The following is an 8,972-nucleotide window of genomic DNA, read 5'->3' as shown; positions in this document are numbered from 1 at the left end:
GAAGCTGCCGCGTAACAGGCCATAGGAATGAAGCTGGCGCAACCATGCGGCATCGCTCACATCGCTTTTGCGCCCGGGCACGTTCTTTGCGTAGCGAGCATTGACCAGAATGACCTCAAACCCGCGCTGCTCCAGGATCTCGTAAACCGGGATCCAATAGACCCCGGTGGATTCCATCGCGACACTCGTCACGCCGCAGGCCTTAAACCAGTCCGTCAGATGATGCAGGTCTTCTGTGAATGTGCCGAAGGTGCGCACTGGTATATCAGTGCAGGCTGGGTTCACCGCAGCCATGTGCATCTTTGATCCGATGTCGATGGCGGCCGCGCCGACATTGACCGGCTTCAACTCCGGGCGGTCACCCGTCGTCATCTTGGGCATAAGCAGGTCCTCCATTTAAAAATGGGCAGGAGGGTCAGGGTTATGCCAATCGTCATCTTCCTAATCGGGATCGCCGCCGGAGCAGCGTCACCACTCCCAAGTTCGCATGCACCCATGGACCACGTTTTTTAACGGGGATTCTGCCTCCAATAAGCTGACGGCCGCTACCCTCCCAGCCAAGAAGATACCACAAGGCTGTTTCTACCCCGCGCAGGCGCGCCACAACGCTGGACAGTTTTTTAGGATATCCCGCTCGGCCTTCAACCTGGCGACCTCACGGCGCAACCGCTCGATCTCCTGCTGCTCCGGCTTCATCTGCCCGTGGCCGGGAAAGGCCTGCACCGGATCGGAGCCGAACTCTTTCACCCATTTGCGCAGAACGTTCTCATGAACATCCAGGTCGCGCCCGGCCTGCGCCACCGACACCCCACGCTCCCTAACCAGCTTGACCGCCTCGATCTTGAACTCGCGACTGAACTTCCGTCTCTTCATCGCCCACCTCCGGCTTCATGAAACACCAAATCCTGGTGTCCATCAAACCGGCAGCAGCTCACACGGAGGTCGCTACGCTCGATCTAAATCGACAAGATATGGACCAAGTCTTCGGTCTGAGCTTGGATAGCTCCGTTTCCATAGATGACAATCTCGGCTTCGTCAGCTCTGCGAACTGTCAACTTGGCCGTCGAGGAGCAAAGTGGAAGGCCGTTCGATGTAATCGTGGTCAAGTCATCACGAACCCAGTCCTCTTTGCACAACTCGAGCGCTTCCCGGAAGTTCTCGAGAAAACAGTCATTGACACTCACTTTCATCAGCGCAGCCGCGGTTCGCAATCCGTTCTCGGTCACCGACTTGTTCTCACTCGTTGCCCGGCGCTGGCCTGTTTTAACCCCTAGTGGCCTGATTTGAATTTCGCAGTGGCCTGTTTTGTTCTATGCGACTTTTGACGTGTATCTTCCAGCGGAACATCCGGGGCGGCATGTACATTAATGGATTGGGAAAGGATGGACCAATTCGGGAGGTTGGCCATGGGCATCGAGCGTATGCGACCGCCGAAGTACTGGCGAATGCGAGCGGAGGAGTTTCGTACCAAGGCTGATAACTGCGAGTTTCCAGAGACGAGGGAGAGCCTCCGTAAGGTCGCCAAGACTTACGAAGTCCTCGCTAGCCGCGCCGAGAAAATCCGACCCGTGCAGGACGTAGCAGAGTAGGGCCGCCTCAGTTGGCGGCCTCTTTCTTATCTAAATCAGGTTCCTCAAACGGAAGCTGCAACGTGTCACCCCGACGCGGCAATACCTGATCCACCATGTGCAGGAATCGCTGCCAACCGAAACCGTTCGCAATGGCGAGCCGCTGAAACATCATCAAACTGTGCAGGTGCTGCGCCAGCATGGGGTCGCCAACATCCTCCGTAAGCCATTGATGCATTTTATTCGGGCGATGTCCTTTTTCATTGTTCGGAGTCTTGACGCGCAATTCCCTCAGTAGCCCCGGGGCTAGGCGCTCGAAAAGATTGTTTGTGTAATGTCCAACAACGCTATAGCGGTTTTTAGACATGCCGGGCCACTTCCAGCCCTTTAGTTTGTAAATGTTCTCGTAGAAATCATCCGGGAACTTCTTCACCCATGCGGCAAGCTCTTTTCGGACAATGATTGCCAAGTATTCTTGCAGAGCATTTTGCGGGCGAACTTTCTCGTAGCCAGTTGCCTCATCGATCAGCGCAACGACCGCAGTATGCGCGAGGGCGCGGGTAAGAATTTCCGCCTTTTGAGCTTTAGCGAGTTGCTGCTTTTGCAGGGCTCCCGCCTCTCTCGCACGCAGCCAGGTGTCGCAGACTGCGACCAGGCACCCCCGCCCGCAGCGGCCAAGCGTCGGCTGACGCCTAGGTCGACCAGGCTCGATGGGCACTCAGGCAGTCGGCTTCAGAAGCTGCGAGATCGCCGTAACCAGTTGCGACGGCGCGAACGGCTTTCCGATGAGGATGCTGTTCGGCACGCCTTAGGACTTCCACTGCTCGGCGTGTCCGCCGATCATGTAGATCACCGGAAAATCGGGATCGATCTCGCGGATCCTTCGGGCGAGGAGCCGGCCGTCCAGCCCCGGCGCCGATGCCGACGTCCGTCAGCACTGCACGATATCTGGAGCGGTCGTCGCGAAACCGAGAAAGCGCCTCTTGCCCCGAGTGCGTGACGTCCGCCTTCGAACGCGCCATCCGATAGAGCTCCCTGCACAGGTTGCTGGATCGTGGATTCGTCCTCGACACCAGAATGGAATGGCATCGGTCACGCACGGCTCCGAAAACAACCCGAAATGGACTATTCGCCGGCGGCCTCGGGCGCGTCGTCACTGGTAGCGTCTCGAGGTCGTTCGGCCTGCTCCTTCAGGTCGGCCGCCTTCCCGACCACTCCGGCCGTGACCCCCAGATCAGCGACCGCGTTCGAAAACCTGAGCAGGGTCGTCGAGCCGCGCCTGGAGCCTTTCATCGGCATCACCTATCGCCCGCACAGCGAGCTGCAAAGCCATCACGCGGAAGCGTCATTACCCTAGCAATTCGATGTGTTTCGTGGCTGGACGGAACGCACGCGGTCAGGCCGCTGGGACCGGAGCATCGCCGCGCCGGGGTTCCGGACACCTATCCATTCGGGCTGTGAAGCGGCCGCCCACAGGAGTTCAGGAACGGTGATGCAATGCCATCCGTGCGAAGCAAAAGTGCAGTTCATGTTGCGGCGAGCGACGCGCGAACGATCCTCGCCGGGAACAAGCGGCAATCATGCCGGTTGTGATCCGCGGGCGTCAGCTTACTCCCTGACGCCTTTTTGCATAAGGTGCCGCCGCAGCTGTGGACGGGAAGATTTTTCGATCTCTGGTACAAAAATGCCGTCATCTACAGCCTGAACGTCGCCACCTACAAGGACGGCAACGGCGACGGCATCGGCGACTTCGCAGGGCTGATCGAGCAATTGGATCATATCGCCCAGCTGGGGGTAACTTGCCTGTGGCTGCTTCCGTTCTATCCCAGCCCGGGGCTGGATCACGGCTACGACGTCACTGATTACTACAATGTGGCGCCGGCCCTCGGCACGCTTGGTGACTTCGTCGAGTTCAGCCATCAGGCGAGACTCCGCGGATTGCGGCTGATCGTCGACTTGCCGATCAACCATACGTCGGAGCAGCACCCGTGGTTTCAGCAGGCGCGAGCCGGCCCTGCGTCGCCCTATCGCAAATACTATGTATGGGCGAACACGGAGCCGGAGAACAGCGCAGACGGGATTGTGTTCCCTGGCTTTCAATCCAGTGTCTGGACCTACGACCTGCGCGCCCGAGCCTGGTACTATCATCGCTTCTATCAATATCAGCCCGACCTCGACATCACCTGCCCCGCCGTTCGCGAGGAAATCTTCAAGATTCTCGGCTTCTGGCTGGAGCTCGGTGTATCCGGTTTCCGGATCGATGCGGCCCCGTTCGTCGTCGAAGAGGTCCGTCCGAACCGATCGCCGAAACGTCACTACGAGTTCTTTGGCGAAATGCGCGACTTCCTGTCGTGGCGCAAGGGCGACTCGGTGCTGCTGGCGGAAGCCAACGTGCGCGCCTCCGAACTCCCGAGATATTTCGGCGACGGCTCGCGCATCCACATGCTGTTCGCCTTCCTGGTCAATCAGCACCTGTTTCTGTCGCTTGCGGAAGACCGAGCCGAGCCGCTGCGGCGATGTCTGACCACACTTCCGAAGCTGCCGCAGTCCGCCCAGTGGGCCCAGTTTCTGCGCAACCATGATGAGTTGGACCTGAGCCGCCTGCCACCCGAGCAGCGCGATCAAGTGTATGCGGCGTTTGCGCCAGAACCGAAAATGCAACTGTACGGACGCGGCATTCGCCGCCGCCTCGCGGGCATGCTGGGCAATGATCGCCGGCGGATCGAGCTGGCATTCAGCCTCCTGTTCAGTCTTCCGGGCACGCCGGTCATTACGGCGATGAATTGGGAATGGGGGACGATCTCAGCCTGCCCGAACGGTGGCCGGTTCGAACGTGCATGCAATGGACCGACGATCCCAACGGCGGATTCTCGACGGCACCGAACGACCGTTTGCTGCACTCGGCGATCACCGATGGCGAGTTCGGTTCGAAGCAAGTCAACGCCGCCGCGCAGCAGCGCGATCCGAATTCACTGTTCAACTGGCTGCGTCGGCTCACCGAGATGCGGAAAACTTGCCCGGAGATAGGTTGGGGCGATTGCAACTTGCCGCAAGCCGCCTCCTCGTCAGTCCTGGTGCAGCATTATATGCTGGAAGGAAAATCCGTGCTTGTCCTGCACAACCTTGGGCCGGGCGAATGCACGACGGTACTTCACGAGCTTTCGGGCGGCCACAAGCTGATCGATCTTTTCGGAAATCGAGTCTACCCCGCGAAAGGCACCCCTGCCGGCGAGATCGAACTCGATGGCTATGGCTATCGTTGGTTTCGGATCGACTCTGGCTGATGCGATCGCGTCCTTAATCCATCGTCGGGCTACCGGGCATAAAGATGCGGATCTGAGCCCGGCAGTCGCGGTGAGCCGAGCGCTTCGCCGCGCGTGACTCTGCGCTCACCCTCTTGGGGCCGCGACAACCTTAGCCCTCGCCTCGCATCGCGTCCGCAAGTCCTCCAGTTCGTCGGCGGAGAGATGCTCAATACCGACGAAGGAATTCTGGGCGGTACCGGTCCGGATGAGTTCGTCCAGCTTCACCTGTATGGCTGCGCTGTCCCGGTTCTGCGAGTTTTGGATCAGGAACACCATCAGAAACGTTACGATAGTCGTGCTGGTGTTGATGACGAGCTGCCAGGTGTCGGAGAACCGGAAGAGAGGTCCGGTAACCGCCCAGATGACGATGGCCGCGCAAGCCAGGACAAACGTGGATGCGCGTCCAGCCGCCTGCGAGGCTGTATTGGCAATCGAGGCGAAGAACCGCGGATGTCGCTCGGGTCCGTGCTGGCTTTGCCGCATGCTGTACACCTTTCTGTTTTCCTAGACGCCCCTCGATTCGGGCAGGCGTACCGATAAACGTGCAGTCCCGCCGCGGTTGCAGCCTAAACGCGTCGTTTGGTATCGGAAGGATTCTGCTAGGCGCATGGCCCCGGCGGCGTAGAGTTGACGTACTGAGCGGCATCAGTGCGTGTCCTGGAATGACAAACCCTGCAGCGGCCGATTGCCGCCGGGCCGGTTACGTTGGGAGCCGGATCGGTCAACGACCGAGCCGCCCCTGGACCTTCTTGGGGCTGCTGCCGAACTTCTTCACCGCCTTCTTCACTGCCGCCTTCGAGCGCCCAATTTTCGCGGCTTCGTAGCGGACTTCGTAGTCCTGTCCGCCCGCCACGCGGGCGCGATCCTGGTTGCGGCCCGGCTCGTCTGCTTCTTCGCTTTTTGGCATCAGTAGAGTCCTCTTGCTTCGCCAGCGCAGGAAGAAATGCCGCGGTTCCGATGTCAGGAGTGTCGATCACGGCCAGCAGTTGGCGTCTGCACTCGCCTGGAGCAGTTTGCGGTAGTGACCTTCGTACGCGCGGGCCATCCGCTCCGCCGTGAAGCGCTCCTCGAAGCGGGCCCGAACCGTGCGGCGGTCAATTCTGTCCAGGTGATTCAGGGCCCGGACCGCCTCCTCCTCGCTCTCCACGATAAAGCCGGTGACCCCGTGCTCGACCACCTCGGGCACCGAACCCGCCCGGTAGGCGATCACGGGCGTGCCGCAGGCCATCGCCTCGATCATCACGAGACCGAACGGCTCCGGCCATTTGATCGGAAACAGCAAGGCCGCCGCTTCGGCCAGAAACGGCTGTTTCCCCCGCTCGTCGACCTCGCCGACGAGATCGACGTTTCCGCCGTCGATCTCCGGCTCGAGATGCTTCTTGAAATAGCCCCTTTCTCCTCTCGGAACCTTCGCCGCGATCCGCAGCGGCATTCCGACCGCACGCGCGATGCGAATGGCATCGTCGGGCCCCTTGTCGGGCGTGAGGCGTCCAAGAAAGGCCAGGTAGGAGCCGGGTTCATACGAGGCGCGAAACAGATCGGCCGGCAAGCCGTGATGCACGGTGCCGCACCAATTCGCGGTGGCGAGCGGAGCCCGCTGGCTGTCGGAGATCGAGACGAAGCATGCGGCCCGAAACTGCCGAACCACCTCGTCTATACAGGGGATGTCGAGCCGCCCGTGTAGGGTGGTCAGAAACGGCGTTCCGGATCGCGCCAGCACGGGCAAGTGAGCCCAGTCGAGATGAGCATGGATGATGTCGAATTCTCGGGCGCGACCGGCGACCGCCTCTAGCAACATCGCGCAGACCGCGTTCGGGTCGGGATGTGGGCGGCCTAGGCGCAGGGCGCGGGGCCAGACCGCATGCAGCTGTCCGCGCGTCCTCGAGTCGCCGCTGGCGAACAGCGTCACGTCATGGCCGAGTTCGACAAGTTCGTCCACCAGCCAGGCGACGACGCGTTCGGTCCCGCCGTAGAGCTTGGGAGGGACACTCTCGGCAAGCGGCGCGAGTTGGGCGATCCGCATCGACCGGGCCGCCATCAGCCTTCGGAGGTGCGTGAGGTGCCGCACACCAGCAGGATGCCCAAGAGAACCGCGAACAAGAACCATCCCGCCGAGATTTCGGCATTCCCGTGCGAATGCTGACGTGGCGCGAACACGGCTGTCATGACTGTCTCGCAGAACAATCGCGACCAACGGCGGCCGTCAAGGTTCGTTCCCTTCGCGTCGGCACTTGCCCCGGCTCTGGAGGGAACGAATTCTCAGGCCGGTGTTGAATCGGCATGTGTGCTGTGGCGTTGCGTCAGTCTCGTTCGGGAGTATCGCGTGTCCATGGCGCCGTCAAAGCTGCTATTCCTGGTTTCGTCGAGCCGTGTGATCCCACGTTGCGCGAGAGGCCGCCGCGCGGCGAAGACTGGGTCTACGAAATCAAGGCCGACGGCTACCGCGCGCAGCTGCACCTGCGAGATGGGGACGCCAAGGTCTATTCACGCACAGGCCTGGACTGGACCGAACAATTCTCCTCGATCGCCGCGAGCGCCGACCTGATCAAGGCAAACAGTGCGATCATCGACGGCGAGGCCGTGGTGTACGGCAGTGGCGGCCTGCCGGACTTCCAGCAGCTCAGGCGGGAGCTCGGCACCAAGCGCAGCGAGCGTGTGCGCTACCACGCGTTCGATCTCCTGTACCTCGGCGGCTATGACTTGCGTGCCGTCGCGTATGAGGATCGCAAGCGCCTGCTGCAGGGCCTTCTGAAGGACGCGCCAAAAACCTTCATCTATGTCGAGGCGCTTGCGGCCGACGGCAACGTGATCTTCGACAAGGGGTGCAAGCTGGGGCTGGAAGGCTTGGTCGCCAAGCGGCTGGGCGAGCCGTACCGCTCGGGCAGGCAGGAGAGCTGGATCAAGCTCAAGTGCAAGAAGAGCGAGACCTTTCCGATCGTCGCCTTCGTGGAGAAGCTTGGGGCGCGCCCGCGCAAAGTCGCGTCTCTCTACATCGGCCGGCAAGATCACGGCAAGCTGCTCTACGCCGGCAAGGTGCGTACCGGTTACACCGAGACGACGGCGCGCGAATTGCGCGAGCGCCTGGATCCGTTGATCCGCAAGACTTCTCCGCTCGATCTGGCGGTCAAAAAGCCGAAGGCGACTTGGGTCGAGCCGACCGTTGAGATCGAGGTCCAATATGGCGCGCTGACAGATGATGGCCTGCTCCGCGAAGCCGTGTTCAAGGGCTTTCGCGATGATCTTGCGGTGCGCAAGGTACAAGGCGCCGCGGCTGGTACCGTCCGTCGCCGGCCGACCAAAACTGGGCGTCCCCCGAGAGAACATCCTGCAGCTTCTGCCCGAAGCAGTTGCTCCGTCGAAAGAAGAACTCGCAGACTATTGGACCAGGGTCTGGAAGAAGGCGCTGCCGCACCTCGGGCATCGTCCGCTGAAGCTCGTGCGTCACGTGCACGGCACGACCTTCTATCACAAGGGGCCGCTGCCGAAGGACATTCCGGCGGCCGTGCATCAGCTTCGTATTCAGAAACGCGAGGGCGGCCAGGGAACGCGCCTGTGGATCGACAGCCTGGATGGTTTCCTTGGGCTCGTCGAGATCGGCGCCGTCGAGTTGCACCCGTGGAATGCGACCGTCGAGGACTTCGAACATGCCGACCGCCTCGTGATCGATCTCGATCCCGGCGAGGGCGTCGACTGGGATGCCGTGGTGGAGACCGCGCTCGATCTGCGCGCGCTGATGAAACGAGAGGGTTTCGAGACCTGGCCAAAGCTCACCGGCGGCAAAGGAATTCATCTGATGGCGCCACTGGATCAGCCGGTGCTGCACGACAAGGCGCATCGGGTCGCGCATCAGCTGGTCTCCGCGCTCGCAGCGCGCCATCCAGATCGCTACCTCCTGTCTGCCCAGGCAAAGCGTCGCGATCGCATCTTCCTGGACTATCTGCGCAATGGCCGCGGCACCACCGCCATCGGCACCTATTCCCCGAGAGCCCGAGAGGGATTTCCGATCGCAGCGCCCGTGACCTGGAAGCGCATCGAGAGCGGGATCGCGCCGGACGCCTTCACCATCGACAGTCCATTCCGCGCCAACTCGAGGAGGTGA

General features: G+C 61.3%; 9 protein-coding genes and 3 pseudogenes. 4 read left to right on the top strand and 8 right to left on the bottom strand.

The features are described 5' to 3' along the window. From IVA78_RS05970 to IVA78_RS05950, 4 genes and pseudogenes are all read right to left on the bottom strand, one after another. Window positions 1–372 (bottom strand): transposase (locus tag IVA78_RS05970; RefSeq protein WP_247464804.1); only part of this gene is annotated, 372 nt, incomplete at its 3' end. A 246-nt stretch (window positions 373–618) separates the two neighbouring features. Then, window positions 619–873, bottom strand: a pseudogene (locus tag IVA78_RS05965) (transposase); the annotation flags it as partial. Window positions 874–1,596: 723 nt separating this feature from the next. Further along, on the bottom strand, window positions 1,597–2,286 hold the full coding sequence (locus IVA78_RS34535; protein WP_247418314.1) for a P63C domain-containing protein: 690 nt from the start codon (window positions 2,284–2,286) through the stop codon (window positions 1,597–1,599). 407 nt (window positions 2,287–2,693) lie between these two features. Beyond that, complete coding sequence (locus tag IVA78_RS05950; RefSeq protein ID WP_247418318.1) at window positions 2,694–2,867, bottom strand: hypothetical protein; 174 nt, start codon at window positions 2,865–2,867, stop codon at window positions 2,694–2,696. Between IVA78_RS05950 and IVA78_RS05945 the strand changes: the two are divergent. From IVA78_RS05945 to IVA78_RS05935, 3 genes and pseudogenes are all read left to right on the top strand, one after another. Then, a pseudogene (locus IVA78_RS05945) lies at window positions 2,830–3,029 on the top strand (erythromycin esterase family protein); the annotation flags it as partial. The gene IVA78_RS05950 and the pseudogene IVA78_RS05945 sit on opposite strands and share 38 nt — an antisense overlap. Before the next feature lie 174 nt (window positions 3,030–3,203). Beyond that, on the top strand, window positions 3,204–4,595 hold the full coding sequence (locus IVA78_RS05940; RefSeq protein WP_247459768.1) for an alpha-amylase family protein: 1,392 nt from the start codon (window positions 3,204–3,206) through the stop codon (window positions 4,593–4,595). A gap of 17 nt (window positions 4,596–4,612) precedes the next feature. Beyond that, window positions 4,613–4,852 (top strand): alpha-glucosidase C-terminal domain-containing protein, encoded by a 240-nt coding sequence (locus tag IVA78_RS05935; RefSeq protein ID WP_247459720.1) that lies wholly within the window; start codon window positions 4,613–4,615, stop codon window positions 4,850–4,852. 105 nt (window positions 4,853–4,957) lie between these two features. On the opposite strand, the gene IVA78_RS05930 is transcribed toward IVA78_RS05935, so the two are convergent. From IVA78_RS05930 to IVA78_RS34355, 4 genes are all read right to left on the bottom strand, one after another. Further along, window positions 4,958–5,356 carry a low affinity iron permease family protein gene (locus IVA78_RS05930; RefSeq protein WP_247418312.1) on the bottom strand — a complete coding sequence of 133 codons (399 nt, stop codon included), beginning with the start codon at window positions 5,354–5,356 and terminating at the stop codon, window positions 4,958–4,960. 238 nt (window positions 5,357–5,594) lie between these two features. After that, entirely contained in the window at window positions 5,595–5,780 is a 186-nt protein-coding gene (locus IVA78_RS05925) for a DUF3606 domain-containing protein (RefSeq protein WP_247280273.1), read from the bottom strand. Window positions 5,781–5,846: 66 nt separating this feature from the next. Beyond that, window positions 5,847–6,896 (bottom strand): glycosyltransferase family 4 protein, encoded by a 1,050-nt coding sequence (locus IVA78_RS05920; protein WP_247280272.1) that lies wholly within the window; start codon window positions 6,894–6,896, stop codon window positions 5,847–5,849. Window positions 6,897–6,910: 14 nt separating this feature from the next. Further along, complete coding sequence (locus tag IVA78_RS34355) at window positions 6,911–7,039, bottom strand: hypothetical protein (RefSeq protein WP_256464978.1); 129 nt, start codon at window positions 7,037–7,039, stop codon at window positions 6,911–6,913. Between the two features lie 114 nt (window positions 7,040–7,153). On the opposite strand from IVA78_RS34355, the pseudogene ligD reads away from it, so the two are divergent. Further along, window positions 7,154–8,972, top strand: a pseudogene (gene ligD, locus IVA78_RS34530) (DNA ligase D).

The organism is Bradyrhizobium sp. 137, from assembly GCF_023074095.1.
In the GTDB taxonomy this organism is placed as follows: Bacteria; Pseudomonadota; Alphaproteobacteria; order Rhizobiales; family Xanthobacteraceae; genus Bradyrhizobium.
Note: the sequence above shows the minus strand (reverse complement) of the source record. Positions and strands in the feature narration are given on the sequence as shown.